Annotated in this window: 1 protein-coding gene; it reads right to left on the bottom strand. The window is 59.7% G+C overall.

Annotation, left to right across the window (positions count from 1 at the left end; genetic code table 11):
• The coding region (locus AC0L3U_RS39845; RefSeq protein WP_473365188.1) for a hypothetical protein at positions 1–253 on the bottom strand (253 nt) is incomplete at both ends.

The following is a 253-nucleotide window of genomic DNA, read 5'->3' as shown; positions in this document are numbered from 1 at the left end:
GCCAATGCGACAGAGCGCTGCGTCGGGACCGAGGCACCCAATGCGTCGACCGCACGCAGCATTCGCTGTTGTTGCACACTGATCGCCCGTTGGGTATCGGTTACTTGAGCAGCCGAATATTCACCCTGCAAAGGCAATGTCCCATTCGCCCTGCCCCATTGAATGATCCCCGCCACTGCGCTTTGCGCCTGAATCGCCTGGTCGCTATCCGTCACGGGGTCAATGGCATCGAACGCGGCGACTTCTTCGAAAC

The organism is Bradyrhizobium sp. Kon69, from assembly GCF_055807515.1.
This window is presented reverse-complemented; position numbering and strand designations above follow the sequence as displayed.